Here is a 14,461-nt window from a genome sequence, read left to right on the forward strand (position 1 = left end):
CTATTGAAAAAAAGAAGGGCTATTGAGCAGGTACTTAGATAGGTGAAACACTAACTCCTTTACCCTAACCGGGCTAAATCACTTCTTTATGTGACCCGTTTCCGCTTTACTTCCCTTAACCGGTCACATCCCCTTCCTTAATGTGACCGCTTTTCCTCTACCTTTACCCATGCTCAAGAAAAACATTCCAATAAAAAAAGCGCAAGCGCCTCGTTCAGCCCCGACAAGCGCTGGAGGGCCGCCCAATGAAGTCGTTCTTTGACTTCAATGGGCGGATCGAAATCGAAATGTATAGCCGACTGTCCAGAAACGCAGAAACTGGAGACTCCGACAAAGAAGCGCTTTTTGCTTCTGCCGGCGGAGTTGAAGTTTCGGAGTTTCTAGGAGGTGACACTAGACAAGCGACTCGAGGGGCTAGGCGCTGGAGCTGGATTAAGAAAACCACATGCAGTTATCCACACCTAAATAATTTTATAATTTCCTTAACAGTAAAAAAAGCCGTAAAACCATTTGGCTTTACAGCTTTGTTTGAATTTCTTATTTTAAGATTTCATCAATCATATTTAATTCGTTTTTACTGAAATCAAGACGATTCAAAGCAGAGACGTTTTCTTCAATTTGGCTGACCTTGCTCGCGCCAATAAGCGCTGAGGTGATTTTCTGTTCCCTGAGCACCCAGGCAAGTGCCATCTGGGCAAGTGACTGGCCCCGTTCCTGGGCAATCTCATTTAAACTTCTAACCTTTCTCAGGACTTCTTCAGATACATCCCCTTCATTTAGGAAGCTGTTTGGCTTCAGAGCTCTGGAGTCTTGTGGAATTCCATTGATATACCTGTTGGTCAGCAATCCCTGAGCAAGTGGAACAAATGCGATCGATCCGACTCCTTCTTCTTGAAGCAAATCGGTCAGGCCGTCTTCTACCCAGCGGTTAAACATCGAATAAGCAGGCTGGTGGATCAGCAATGGAGTACCCAGCTCTTTTAAAATTCCAATAGCTTGTTTCGTTTCCTCTACTCCATAATTGGACAATCCTACATACAACGCTTTTCCTTGTCTGACGACATGATCTAGCGCCATCATTGTTTCCTCTAATGGAGTTTCCGGGTCCGGTCTGTGATGGTAAAAAATATCGACATAATCAAGTCCCATCCTTTTCAGACTCTGATCCAAGCTGGATACGAGGTATTTCCTTGAACCCCAATCACCATATGGCCCCGCCCACATGCCATAACCAGCTTTCGTAGAAATCACCATTTCATCACGGTATCCTGAAAAATCCTTCTTAAGAATTGCACCAAAGTTCTCTTCTGCTGATCCTGGTGGGGGACCATAGTTATTCGCAAGGTCAAAATGAGTGATGCCAAGATCAAAAGCTCTTCTGATTAACGAACGGCCATTTTCAAAAGTATCCTGACCACCGAAATTGTGCCAAAGGCCAAGTGAAATTGCCGGCAATTTAAGGCCTGATTTTCCACACCTGTTATAAGTCATCGTTTCATAGCGATTGCTGTCTGGTTGATATGCCATTATAAAAAACCTCCAAAAACTCTATTTGTTTTTCTACCAACCCAACGGGTCAGCTTGCAGCTTTTCTTCCCAAATCTCCTCTATCTTCTCAGCTTTTTCAACAGAGATCCTTTTACCTGAAGCAGATAAATTCTCAATCAGCTGCTCGAGATTCTTGTTTCCAGGAATGACGGTAGTGACCTCCTGATAATAAAGAATATACCTTAAAGCCAACTGGACCAGGGATTCACCAGGTTCCAGCATTTCTTTCAGAACAGGCAGGAGCTCTGCTCTTTTTTCAAGCTGATCCCGGTCCCAACGACTCCGGATGTCTGTAAAAATACTGTTTTCATCATATTTGCCTGATAGCCACCCAGAATCAAGCGGAACTTTAACGATCAGTCCTACATTCTTTTCTGCAGCCAGCTTGAATGCTCTCCTCGGCTCTTGATGAAAAATATTGAACATGACCTCAATAACCTGGCTTCCAGTATTCCGAAGCAGCTCGTCCATTTCTCTCGCAGAGTCCACTGAAGCTCCATAAGCCCGGATCTTGCCCTCCTGCTTGAGTGACTCCAATACTTCAAAATGATCTGTGCTCCCAGTCAAGATTTCAAACGGAGGGTTATGCAATAAAATAGAATCCAGATAATCTGTTTTAAGACGACGTAAGCTATCTTCAACCGAACTGCGGATTTTCTGCGAATCAAAATTGAGGGTGTTATCTGGATGATGCCCAAACTTGCTATTAATCACAGCCTCGCTCCTTCTTCCAGAAAGAGCTTTCCCAAGCAATGACTCACTATTACCTCTGCCATAATTAGGAGCTGTATCAAAGAAATTACAGCCATGATCAAGCGCTTCATGCACCAGCCTGATTGCAAGATTGTCCTCCATGCCTTCCCAGTCCCTGGCGTTCCCGAGCTGCCATGCACCAAACCCAACTTCCGACACCTTTATCCCTGTGCTTCCAAGCTGTCTGTATTTCACCTTCTTGCCCTCCTCTCAAAAATCAACGATCATGCTGTTTGTACCCTTTCATCAACCAGTACCTTCTTCTCCCATACACGGCTTCTCCATCTGATATACATGATGATTCCTCTAAACCATTCATCAACGATAAAGGCCATCCAAATCCCAGAAAGACCAAAACCCATTTTAATCCCCAGTAAATACGCGAGTGGAACACTGATTCCCCACATCGAGACAAAGGCCATTTTCACTGGGAATACTGCATCTCCAGCCGCTCTGAGAGAACTGATCACGACTATATTGAAGGTTCGGCCAGGTTCAAGGATTAAGCAAAGAAGCAGAACCATGCTTCCTTCCCTGATGATTTCCTTATTATCGGTAAAGACCCCTAGTATAGGTTCTCTGATTGCAACGATAACCACGGTGATCGCCATTGTGATAATGATACTTAGTTTCAAGCTTTTTAATAGCTGATGATAGGCTTTATCAAATTCTCTCGCCCCTACTTTGTATCCAATCAGTATTTGCGTGCCCTGCCCTATCGCTATTCCGAAAAGCATCATGAATGACATGATGTTAAAGGTGTATACCCTCGTTGTCAGTGCCATAGCACCAAGCAACCCAATAATAACGGTGATTGCCATCTGGCTGGTGTTATACACAACATTTTCGCCAGCGGAAGGAACACCTATTTTAAGGATTTTTTTAATAAAAACCTTATTAAAATTCAGATAGTCTTCCAAAGCAATTCTCATAGGGAGCCTGCGGTATAGTAAGCGGAATATCAGAATCACTGCGATTGCACGAGAGATGGCTGTCGAGATCGCTACACCCTGGACGCCCATTTCCGGGACGCCGAATAGTCCATATATAAATAGACTGTTCCCGACAAGATGAATGACATTCATTATAATTGAAATGAACATCGCCTCTTTCGTTAACCCATTTGCCCGCAGTATGGCTGATGCGGTAACAAGGAGCGCCTGTGTAAAAAGTGTTCCCCCAACAATCGTCAGATACTGTTGAGCCAACCGGTGTATTTCTGGAGTGAGGTTGAACATTTGTAAAAATAAATCATTGAAACCGACAACAATGACACTGACCAATACTCCAAATATAAGATTAAGAGATAGCGAGAGACCAGATATCTTCCTTGCATCCGCTTGAAGTCCAGCCCCAAGATTTTGCGATACCAGAACCGCAGTCCCTGTCGCAACGAAACCAAATACGAGGATCATGAAAAATACGAGCTGATTGGCCACTCCTACAGCCGCAACGGCCTCATCCGAAATATGGGACAGCATGAAAGTATCCGTGCTGCCCATTAACATGTGCAAGAACATTTCTATAAAAATAGGCCAGGTAAGTGCTAATAAGCCAATCTGTTTAGGTAGACTGTTGTTCTTCTGTAAATTCATATTGCATTTCCACCTTTAAAAGTTCCCTTTGATTTTAAAAAGGGGTTATATTACGCTGGCCTCAGTTCATTCAACTTTGATTGTTAAATTTTATAGCAACGCAATGGAATAGAAGGATAAGAGGCAGAAAAGAGTTACTGTTCTGCCTCTTAATTCCGACCATTTTTGAATTTTATTGGAGAATTTTAAAATAATTCGACCGGATTTTGAGTTGTATTAGCGAACTTTAAAATTATTCGACCACTTTTTGAGTTTTATTGGCGAATTTCAAAATAATTCGACCACTTTTTGAGTTTTATTGGCGGATTTTAAGATTATTCGACCACATTCCCAATTATTTCGACCAAGTCGGTCCATCCGCTAATTTTTTGTGATTCGTACATTGTCGAGATAGACAGTTGTTGCCGCATTGCCATCTAAAATATCGCCAAGTTCGAATACGATCTTGCCATCGGCATAGGTTTCTTCAGTCATGGCAAAGGTGAAGCTGTGACTAGTCATTTCAGTTGTTAAATTAATTGTTCGCGTTGGCATATAGCCAATAAACCAAGGGTCACTTGTAAGCTCTTTACCGATATTGACATTCATTTTCCTCGGCACGTCTGCCCTGGCATCAAACTCGACTGTATAGCTGGCACCATTTTCAAAAAGCAAGTCCTTTTGATATACCTGTGGAGCATACGATTCACCGCCAACCTTCGAAATAGCAACCTTCAGTTCTCCGGTTTCAGCAGATATACTCCCTTCTGCGATACCGTTCCACTGGTCTCCCCACCATGCGGTCCAACCTTCTGTTCCATCTGAAAAGGTTCCATTATCAATACCAGGTGTGGAAACGGGCTCGGGCTCCTGACCAGGTTCCTGCTGGGACGGTGCATCTTTAACCTTTAACACCACATCGTCTATGAATACATCATGTGCGCCAACTGGCGAGAGAGCATTTTTGCCAAGCAGCATCTTGAAGGCAGCAATGTCATCGACAGGCATCGTGAATTCATATGTGTATTGCTGCACTTGGTCACTAAGTGTTATGGACTCACTTAAGAATCTTGTGTAAGCAACGTTTTCAACCGTAACCTCAGCCTTTCTTTCCACTGTAGAACGAGCGGCAAAGCTAAGCTCATATAAGACTCCTTTAGCAAGACTTAAATTCCCCTGTTCCAAAAGGACACTCCATGTTTCATTGCCTTCATGGCCGATCGCCACTTTTGCTTCGCCATTTGCCGGCGTGATTTGTGCACCAGCATCATAGTGTACATAACTTCCCCATGATAACAATCCCTCTGAAAAATCACCATTTTTCAATGGATATAAATCGATATTTCCATAATCCGGGATGTTCGAAGTTTTCAGCATGATGACATCATCCATGTAAACATCGCCATTTCCGTCACCAAAATTAAAGACAAGTTGAGCCTCTGAATCAGAAACATCCTCTGGCATTGTAAATTCAACTATTTTCTCTTCCATATTGGAAGTGAGGTCAATTGTTTTAATTCCTGAGTAATCAACTCCACCGTCCTTACTCAAAAGGCTGGCTTGAATCGTTCTTGGTTCGTCTGCTCTTGCTTTCAAAGTAACCTTATAATCATTTCCCTTAACTAGATACATCCCTTGTTGGTTAAGCTGGACTGCTTCAGGGTGGCTGCCTCCATCTTCAATCGCCACATGGAGCTCTCGAGCGTTTTCAGAAACAGATGCATTTGCAGCAGCTGCCTCGCCGACTGAGAAATTCCAGAACATCAGCCGATCCATGCCACCCTGATCGAATGTGCCATTATACACATGGTTCCCATTCGGCAACGGCTGTTTGACCGCATCTTCGTCTACAGCAGCCCCGGTGATATCTTCGACTCTTACATTACCAATCCAGACAGGATTCGTCCCGTTCCCGCCAAGATTGAATTCAAGCCTCGACGCGATATCTGTTTCATTGAGCATGTCAAAAGTAAATTCATAGCGTTGAAACTCGTCTGAGAGTATAAACGACTCTTCATTCGAATATTTCACCCAGCCTCGAGAAGGTCCAGCCCCAGCTTTGACCATGATATTCCTAGATTCCGTTGATTTAGCATCAAAGCTGACTTTATATTTCCCGCCATTGCCAAGAGAAAGGTTCTGGATCATTTGCAAGGAGTAGAGCTGAGAACCTGGAATCTCAATATCTGTTCTCGCAAAATTCTTGCCATTAATCTCTTCCACTTCTAAGCTTCCAGCGCCTCCAAACTCCGGTAACTTCACAAAGTTCCAATACACTGGATCTAGTTCTACTCCAGACTGATCTACAACAGTAATCGGCTTTTCATAGTTTTGGTCATAAATAAAGTTCCCGTCTTCCAAAGGCTGCTTTGCATCTTCAGGAAGCACAACAGGCCCTGCCACTGGCTCAACTGGCTCACGGTAATCACGTTTTTTCAAATCGTAAACCCTGACATAATCTACTTCCATTTGACTAGGGAATTTCGTCGTTTCATCAGGGTCCCCGTCAAACCATCCGCCAACTGCAAGGTTCATAACTAAATAGAATTCCTGGTCGAAAGGTGCTGGATAAGAGAAGTTTGCAGCATTATCCGTTCCTTTTGAATACCATTTGTTCTGAGTTTGATAGAGTTCTCCATCAACATACCAGCGCAGCTCTCCTGGTTCCCACTCAAGCGCATATGTATGCCACTTGTCGATTCCTCTGTTTTCAGGAAGCTCGAATTCCTTGCCGGTATACTTGTTATTTGGCCAGCCTTCGCCGTAATGGATTGTTCCTGATACTGTATTCGGTCTGCTTCCCCACGCCTCCATAATATCAATCTCGCCTGAAGCTGCCCAGGACCCGTATTTATCTTCCTCAGGAAGCATCCAGATCGCCGGCCATAGACCCTTTCCTATAGGCAGCTTCGCCTTAATTTCATAGCGTCCGTATTTCTTGCTGAACAGGCCTTTTGTCTTTAACTTTGCAGAAGTATAATCATAGGTGCCGAATTGATCTGTAACCTGCTCTTTTTTCGCTTTTATCACAAGCTTGCCATCATCAATGAAGGCGTTTTCACTAGAATCCGTATAATACTCTTTTTCATTGTTTCCCCAGCCATTGGTGATTCCATTCCCATCTTCGTCAACGATCCAGTTCCCAATATCATAGGTCCATTTGCTGCGGTCGATTTCCGGGCCGCTGAACTCATCTGACCAGACGAGGGACCATTCGGATTTGTTCTGTTTGATTTTCAGCTCTTCATTCCTCAGTTGATCTTTAGGAGCTGCGATACTGGCTGCAGGCAAAATCATCATGGCACTTAATAAAAGAGCCAAGGACTTCTTCATACCAATTCCTCCTTCATTATTTTACAAACATTAAAAGACTTCTTAAAAAACCACCTCCTTAACATGTTAATCACTTAGCGTAAATCACATTTTGTCATGACAAGGAGGTGGCAGAGCTTAACTTTCTATAATGAATGTTGTAATTGAGTGACCAAGCAGCTCGGCTTTGGCAGTCTTGCCTCCGACCGATAATGAGAAGGACTCAGTTGTGTCTGCGTCATTCATGACAACAGCAACAATCGAGCCATCTTCGTTTTGGAATGATACTGCTTTTAAAGATTCATGGTTTAGTTCATGTCCGATTCTAACTGCGTTCGGCTTAATGTATTTGCTGAAGTGTCCAATATAGTAAAATGAACTGTTATAGTGAACCTCTCCAGTTTTAGTATCGACGATGACCGGTGCATCACAATAATTGCCTACATGGTTCGGTCCGCCCTGTTCATTCAGGACGATATTCCAGTCAATCCAGCCTTCAAGCCAGTTGTTGATATCGCCCATGATGTTCCTTGCGTAACGTTCTCCTGTATGCCAAGCGCCTAGCTGAACTCCGCCTTCGATACATCCTTCGGTAAAAATCAGATGCTTATCAGGAAAATCTTCATGGATCTTGCTTAAGTTCTCGAACTCCTCAGAAACATACCAGTGCAGCCCAGTACCCCAAATATATTTTGAAGCCTCAGCGTCTGATAAAATTGTCTTTGCCCGCTCATAAGCAATATCCCGATTGTGGTCCCAGATGATGATTTCCTTATCACCCAGGCCTTCCTGCTCCATGACAGGTCCCAAATGATTTTTCACAAAGTCACGTTCTTCTTCCGCTGTATATCTGCAGGAATCCCAGACCTGGGTTGCTTCCGGCTCATTCTGGACAGTGATTCCCCAAATCGGGATTCCTTCTGATCCCATCGCCTTGATGTATTTCGTGTAATACAAAGCCCATGTGCTATAAAACTCAGGCTTCAGCTTTCCGCCGTTATTCATTTCATTATTTGTTTTCATCCATGCCGGAGGGCTCCATGGAGAAGAAAGAATCGTCAATTCTTCTCCTCTTGCCTTCACAGCATCCTTGATAAGCGGCAATACGTATTTCTGTTCGCGTTCGATTGAAAAAGTTTTTAATTCAACGTCATTCTCTTCCACATAGGTGTAGTTCTCTAATGCAAAATCGCAGCTATGAATATGGGTCCTGCCAAGGCTGTAACCAAGACCTGTCTCCTGGTTAAAATAGCTGTCGATTATTTTTGCGCGTTCTTCCTCGGGAATTTGTGCCAGTGTGTATGCAGCTGCTTCTGTAAAAGCTCCGCCAAATCCCATGAAGGTTTGATATTTCTTTTCTGGATCAAGCTTCATCACAAGATCTTGGCCTGTCTCATCTGTAAAAGAAATATTGCCCTTGTCAGCAAAACGTTCTCCGGTATTCTTAGCCGTCTGAATCATTTTTAATTCCATGTGTCAGCACCTCATCTATTAATCTAGGTAAACATCTATCTTTGAAACTTTTCCTTCCCTAACAGCTTCTGCATAGGATTCTTGCAGCTGGTCGCCATGAACCTCAACCTCTTCTCCATTCATATGGAGTAAGTACTTTACTGTCTTTGCACCTTCTTCACCGAAAGTATTTTTCAATGATGGATTGTGATAGGTTACTTGAATCTTGCCCAACATTGTAAATTGCACCTTGCCCTCTGAATCGAAAAGCCATGAAGGAAGGATCGGCTTAAGCTTCAACGTCAAACCTTCTTCGTTTACGTCAAAAAGCTTTTTCCCCATCATCATCATTTGCCAGATGCTTAAGAATTCAGCTGTTGTTCCACTCAGCCTCGCAACAAATCCTTGTCCATGGAGACTGGAATCAGGGTTCACACTGCTTGCGATAAAGGATGAATTTTCAAGAACGCTTCTTCCGTAAACTTCTGCATCCATAAATGGAGGCAGCGCATAGTTGATATCTTCATAGAACTCATCATATAATCCGGACTTCAAGACACTGAGCAGATATTTGAATTCCATATGCATGAAGATGGATTCGCGCTCAAGCCAGCCCGGGGTGAATGCCCTCGCGCGGCCGATATCAAAGGTTTGGTCTTCAAGAGAACCAGAAGTTTTGTACATTTTGAGCTTGCTGTCGTAAATTTCAGAGTTTCTAACATGCTGATATGTCGACAAGGCTGTTTGATGGTCTGCAGTCTTCAGCGCCCTTGCAGGACCTTCCAGGAAATGCGGCAGAATAGACACTTCAAAGCTATTGACCTTGACTAACGGCAAGCCCTTTTTATTCAGTTTTTCATTTCCGTAGTCATCGACGATTTTTTCCCAGTCAACTGCTTCGAAAGAGAAATAAGTAGGAATCAGCCCATTGCCAAGCTCCGTTGCCTTGTCAATTCCTGCTTTAGTCTTAAGAAGCATTTGATTAGCATAAGCAGTAAGCTTTTGTAACTCAATGTTCTTTTCCGTACCTTCGAAGCCGTTTTTCACTAACTCGCGATATTTTTCACGGGCAGCGGCTGTTTGATTCCAGTAGCTGTAATCATCCAGCTCGCCACTTTCAAATTGATTCAGTACTTCTACAACTGACTCAGCCAGATCGACTACTTCTGCAGGAAGTGTAATCTCCAGCTCACCAGCCTCTCCAGAAGATATGACAAATTCGAGCAGGCGTTTCAGCTCTAATGTCTCACTCATTGCTGAACCGAAAATTCCTGGCAGGCCATTCATGGAGTCATTCCAGCCTGGCTTATTCGCTTCCATTTCCACACCCATTCCATAAGGGTCCAATGTGGAGAATTTCAGCAATGCCAGTGAGAACAGTTTGCTGTAAAGGTTGGATGTAAAAAATTCACCGTCAGGCTTTCTCACCCAATTTGATCCTTGCTGATGACCAAATTCAGTGATGGCATCGTATTGGCGGACCTTGCCATTAGCCAGTACATATTTTTCAGAACGCGGATTCACAAATACAGGACTGTGGAAGTATTTGTAGCTATAATCATCGAACAATAACTGCGCTTTATTTTCCGGATAAACCTTCAAATAATTTTCAACCAGATCAAGATTGTACGTCCAGTGGTCCATCCAGTAGCCTTCTCCAAACTCCGCTTCAATGTTCTGGGAGCTCCTTGAAAGGACTTTTTTCAGGAAATCCGGAAGTGAGGATGTAAGCTGAATATCGCTGTCCGAAATCGTTTGTAGTAAATCGCCTGGTGTATAGGTTCCGCTCAGCTTCTTTTTAATGAATTCAGTGTCATTCTTCAGAGGAGCCAGTTCATCCAGCCATCCCCAATCAGACTGATCTCTTAGTTCAAAGCTTGCTCCTTTTACAACGAGCGGGTTATAGCCATCCGCCTGGATCAGGCTCATGAACAGCTTGATATTGTAGCCTCCCGTCTCAGGATGGAAAAACACATCATTCCTGCGGTTCTGGTTCACATCACGGAAGTTACCGTTTCCCTGCGAGAAGTATTCAGGCGCAAGCGAGAAAAAGTTATAATCCCGCTCCAGATCTCCGTGTTTACGGGAAAAAACATAATAAGTAAAGGCTGAATCATCCGTCTCCAATTCAATTGGAAAACCGCCGCGCAGCACATTGTCAAGGTAGCTTTGGTTTACATAGGCATCAAATAGCGGGGACGCTGTCTTTGTTTCAACATCCCTCGTAATCTCCGTAACAAGACTTTGCGCTTCTTCGTATTTTCTTTCCATATATCCGGCAGCTCTAATGTCAGCTGCTTTTTCATTGATAATTTCAATGTCCTTCACATGGCCGATCAGTGTATGGAAACTCAGCTTCCCACCTTGCTCAAGCACTCTGCCCAAACCAGAGAAACCGCAAGGAACTTTATTGGAGGTTACCGGCTCAGCTGCTGATACCTCTTTAACGGATACTTTCTCAAACTCGTCAGGATAAGACAGCGAACTGTTCGAACCAAAAATCAAATCCGCGTCCACAATTGGTTTGATCAGTTGGCCTTCATCATCAAAGCTTAAATAAAAGTGCCCCTTTGACACCTCTTCAACTTCCGCCGAATCATTCGTTGATGACCGGACTCGGTAGTACGGAATGCCATTTTCAAGATTGAATACATCCATCCAGCTTTTCAGCGTATTTCCCACTGCTTTATAGGCAGCATCATCAATTCCGAACGGGATGATTGCAGGAAGCCCATCAATGACCTCGAGTTCAAGCGGACCATCAGAAAGATTCTCGACTTCCACCTTTCTCGCAAGAGCTCCAAAGTTCTCATTCGGAAGCGTGAAATACGTTACTACTGTTTTCACGCCATATTGATAGTTGATTTCTTCCAGCTTCATTTCATTTTCTTTTATAGACATCGTTCTCTTTCGGTCTTTTTTGCTGCCGTATGAAGAGAATGGCTCGAAAACGGTACTTCCATTAAGCTTGATAAATGTGCGGAAACCATTGGTTCCTACTCGCTGATATGCCTGGTTCGCAGGGAAAAATTCAGTTATAGCATGATTTTTATCCTGCACACCAAAGCTGACGATTCCCTGCCCTCTGTTGACATAGAACGCCCAGATTGGTATTCCATATAAACCTGCCAGACCAGGAAGGAAGCTTGAGAATGTTTTTGCCTGGTCAAATTCCTCGATTACAAGATATTGATTATCATCAAAGCGGTATCTTTCCATAATTGATCACTCCGAAGTCATTGGATTTAGATTGAACGGTTCCTAATTATTTCTGCATAACGGTAACCGCTTTCTTTAAGGATTCTTTCCTGAGTTTCAAAATCAACATACGTGATCCCAAAACGTTTGTCGTAGCCAAATGCCCATTCAAAATTGTCGAGCAATGACCATAAATAATATCCAGCGATGTTCATGCCCTCTTCATTAAGCTCGGCAACCGCCCGAATATGCTTTTCAACATAATCCTGCCTCTCAGAATCATGGACACGATGGTCATCAGATACGTGATCATCGAACGCCGAGCCATTTTCGGTTATATAGATTGGCAGATTCGTATACTCCTTGCGCAAGCGATGTATCAGCTCTTTAAATTCAGCCGGCGAAATATCCCATCCCATTCCTGTCTTCGAATAATCTGAGTATGCACTCTTGAACAGGAAGTCCGATGCTGCATTGAATTCAACAAGACTGCGATTATAATAGTTGATTCCAAAGAAATCACACTCAATCGAAATCTTTTCCAAATCACCCTCCTGGATAAAATCAAAGGAGTGGACGTATTTGGAGAACAGGTTCATCATGTCGACAGGGTAAGACCCTTTTAATACAGGATCAAGGAACCAGCGGTTTGTATAGCCATCAGCATTATTAGCCGCCAGCTGATCATTTGCAGAATGGCTTGCCGGATACGTCGGTGACAGGTTCAGTGTAATCCCGATCGGAGTTGCTGAAGCAAACTTGCCTTTCAGCAGGGAAACCGCCTCACCATGGGACAGAAGTATATGGTGGACAGCTTTAAGTGCTTCTTCCATATTTGTATGTCCCGGAGCATGTACACCCTGGTGATAACCGAGGAAACCTGCGCACCACGGTTCATTATGGGTAATCCACATTTCCACATGCTCATCAAGTTCCTCGAAGCATTTCTCAGCGTACTCGATGAACCAATTCACGGATTCTCGGTTTGTCCAGCCGCCCTGTTCATGGGCCCACATTGGCAAATCCCAATGGTATAGAGTAACAGCAGGCTTGATTCCACTTTCAATCAGGCGTGCTATAAGCCTTTTATAAAAGTTCATTCCAGCATCGTTATATTTCCCCTGCTCTGGGAAAATCCTTGGCCAGGCAATCGAAAACCGATAGGAGTCCACACCAAGCGTTTTTAAAATCTCAATATCCTTTTCATATAAATGGTAATGGTCACATGCAATATCCCCGTTATCCATATTGAAGACCTTTCCGGGAGTCCGGGAGAACGTATCCCATATAGAAAGACTTCTGCCATCTTCCTGATAGGCCCCTTCAATTTGATAGGACGATGTTGCTGTGCCGAAAATAAAATCTCTTGAAAATCTAGTCATCCATTTCTCACCTCAAATGTTATTGATCTTCTCTCTTGTAAACTTTGATGTAATCAACTGTCATTCGCTGTGGGAACTGTGTTGTTTCATCAGGATATCCCGGCCATTTTCCCCCGACAGCAAGATTCAGCTGGAGGTAAAACTCACGGTCGAATGGTGCAAACCCAGCTTGCTGTTCCTCTGATTCCGGAGCCTTACTGAACCATTCAGTCTGCCTTGCGTACAGGAGATCATCTACATACCATCTGAATTCGCCTGGTTCCCAATCGAGGGTGAAGACATGGAAATCATCAGAGAACTTCTTACCTTCTGGAAGAGTGAAGTTGTCTCCTGTGTAGGTGTGAGGCATGCCATAATGGAGCGTTCCATAAACTGTACCAGGTTGATGGCCGATACTCTCCATGATGTCGATTTCCCCGCAGGCTGGCCATCCAGTATACTTTTCCATATCCTCTGGCATCATCCAGATTGCCGGCCAGATTCCCTGGCCTTCAGGCAATTTAGCCCGAAATGAGAATCGTCCGTATGTCCAGGCTGCCTTGCCTCTGGTCGTCAATTTCGCGGATGTGTAATCCATCCCTTTATACTCCTCATTCCTGGCCTCAAGCACCAGCATGCCATTCTCGATTCGAGCGTTTTCATTCCGTCTTGTATAGTACTGGGATTCATCATTCCCGAAGCCAGTGCCGGCCTCAACAAAATTCCATTTGTTTTCATCTATCTCAGAAAGATTAAAATTCTCTTCCCAAACTAACTTCCACTCCGCTTCAGAATTTGAAAGCGTCACCATTTCTTTGCTTATATTGCCCTGATTTTTTAACTCCACCTAAACCGCCCCTTTCTGAAAAAACTCGTTGCTGCGAACAAAATATATCTCAATACCTATTCTACCTGTGCCAGTCCTGCATCTTGAGATAGAGAATTTTGTTTAGGGTGTCAATATTTTAGAAGAGCGTAATTCTGCGTGAAAGCACTTCCAGAAACTCCTAAAAAGGTGGGTAATTTTATGTGAGGCCGGCCAAAATAGAGCCATTTCGTTGAGTTGTCCGAACTTGTGGTTACTTCGGACAAATTGTTATCGCGATTACGAGTTTTTGTCCGAACTTGGGGCAACTTCAGACAAATTGGAGCTGCTCCGGTGACCTTTTGACCGAACATGGGGTGACTTCAGACAAATTGAAGCCGCATCGTCAATCTTTTGTCCGAACCTGGGGTGACTTCAGACAAATTGATAGCGCACAG

The 14,461-nt window shown here is 43.7% G+C and carries 9 protein-coding genes; 1 reads left to right on the plus strand and 8 read right to left on the minus strand.

Annotated features, from left to right (window positions below; all coding sequences use genetic code 11):
* The first annotated feature begins 245 nt into the window (after window positions 1–245).
* Window positions 246–581, plus strand: coding sequence for a hypothetical protein (locus AC0VX7_RS19610; RefSeq protein ID WP_475425528.1), 336 nt, complete (start codon window positions 246–248; stop codon window positions 579–581).
* Here AC0VX7_RS19610 and mgrA read toward each other — a convergent pair.
* From mgrA to AC0VX7_RS19650, 8 genes are all read right to left on the minus strand, one after another.
* Window positions 538–1,527, minus strand: a complete 990-nt coding sequence (gene mgrA / locus AC0VX7_RS19615; protein WP_475425529.1) for an L-glyceraldehyde 3-phosphate reductase — start codon at window positions 1,525–1,527, stop codon at window positions 538–540. The two genes, AC0VX7_RS19610 and mgrA, sit on opposite strands and share 44 nt — an antisense overlap.
* A gap of 33 nt (window positions 1,528–1,560) precedes the next feature.
* The gene (locus tag AC0VX7_RS19620) at window positions 1,561–2,496 is read right to left on the minus strand and encodes an aldo/keto reductase (RefSeq protein WP_475425530.1); all 936 of its coding nucleotides are present in this window, start codon (window positions 2,494–2,496) and stop codon (window positions 1,561–1,563) included.
* A 29-nt stretch (window positions 2,497–2,525) separates the two neighbouring features.
* A complete protein-coding gene (locus AC0VX7_RS19625; protein WP_475425531.1) occupies window positions 2,526–3,896 on the minus strand; it encodes an MATE family efflux transporter in 1,371 nt (456 codons plus the stop codon).
* Window positions 3,897–4,256: 360 nt separating this feature from the next.
* The gene (locus tag AC0VX7_RS19630; RefSeq protein WP_475425532.1) at window positions 4,257–7,208 is read right to left on the minus strand and encodes a carbohydrate binding domain-containing protein; all 2,952 of its coding nucleotides are present in this window, start codon (window positions 7,206–7,208) and stop codon (window positions 4,257–4,259) included.
* Between the two features lie 117 nt (window positions 7,209–7,325).
* Entirely contained in the window at window positions 7,326–8,660 is a 1,335-nt protein-coding gene (locus AC0VX7_RS19635) for a glycoside hydrolase family 30 protein (protein WP_475425533.1), read from the minus strand.
* Window positions 8,661–8,678: 18 nt separating this feature from the next.
* Complete coding sequence (locus AC0VX7_RS19640; protein WP_475425534.1) at window positions 8,679–11,858, minus strand: cellobiose phosphorylase; 3,180 nt, start codon at window positions 11,856–11,858, stop codon at window positions 8,679–8,681.
* Between the two features lie 26 nt (window positions 11,859–11,884).
* A complete protein-coding gene (locus AC0VX7_RS19645; protein WP_475425535.1) occupies window positions 11,885–13,219 on the minus strand; it encodes a GH1 family beta-glucosidase in 1,335 nt (444 codons plus the stop codon).
* 19 nt (window positions 13,220–13,238) lie between these two features.
* Complete coding sequence (locus tag AC0VX7_RS19650; RefSeq protein ID WP_475425536.1) at window positions 13,239–14,045, minus strand: glycoside hydrolase family 16 protein; 807 nt, start codon at window positions 14,043–14,045, stop codon at window positions 13,239–13,241.
* Between the last annotated feature and the right edge of the window lie 416 nt (window positions 14,046–14,461).

The organism is Mesobacillus sp. QJM3NY_10 (genome assembly GCF_056173465.1).

Excerpts from the sequence above, each read along its gene's own strand:
- AC0VX7_RS19610 (WP_475425528.1), top strand. The coding sequence starts at position 246 with ATGAAGTCGTTCTTTGACTTCAATGGGCGGATCGAAATCGAAATGTAT.
- mgrA (WP_475425529.1), bottom strand. The coding sequence starts at position 1,527 with ATGGCATATCAACCAGACAGCAATCGCTATGAAACGATGACTTATAAC.
- AC0VX7_RS19625 (WP_475425531.1), bottom strand. The coding sequence starts at position 3,896 with ATGAATTTACAGAAGAACAACAGTCTACCTAAACAGATTGGCTTATTA.
- AC0VX7_RS19630 (WP_475425532.1), bottom strand. The coding sequence starts at position 7,208 with ATGAAGAAGTCCTTGGCTCTTTTATTAAGTGCCATGATGATTTTGCCT.
- AC0VX7_RS19635 (WP_475425533.1), bottom strand. The coding sequence starts at position 8,660 with ATGGAATTAAAAATGATTCAGACGGCTAAGAATACCGGAGAACGTTTT.
- AC0VX7_RS19640 (WP_475425534.1), bottom strand. The coding sequence starts at position 11,858 with ATGGAAAGATACCGCTTTGATGATAATCAATATCTTGTAATCGAGGAA.
- AC0VX7_RS19645 (WP_475425535.1), bottom strand. The coding sequence starts at position 13,219 with ATGACTAGATTTTCAAGAGATTTTATTTTCGGCACAGCAACATCGTCC.